Genomic DNA, 255 nt, shown 5'->3' on the forward strand with positions numbered 1-255 from the left:
TTTGATATTGTTTCTTTTAGATTTGAATCTAGGATATTTAGCTCTCTTTTGAAAGAAATTCTTAAAAGCAGTATCTAAATTCCTAAGTGCAGATTGAAGAGAAACACTATCCACTTCTTTAAGCCAAATTAAATCTTTTTTCAAAGCTGTTAACTCTTTAGCTTGATTAACATAAGTAGTTGATTTTTCTTCATTCTTGTATAATTCAATTCTTTGATTAAGAAAACGATTGAATACAAATCTAGTACAGCCGAA

Annotated in this window: 1 protein-coding gene; it reads right to left on the minus strand. The window is 27.5% G+C overall.

The window, feature by feature from the left end:
• The coding region (locus QMG30_RS24930; RefSeq protein ID WP_281819938.1) for a helix-turn-helix domain-containing protein at positions 1 to 255 on the minus strand (255 nt) is incomplete at both ends.

Origin of the sequence: Vallitalea longa (assembly GCF_027923465.1) — a bacterium.
Classification (GTDB): domain Bacteria; phylum Bacillota; class Clostridia; order Lachnospirales; family Vallitaleaceae; genus Vallitalea; species Vallitalea longa.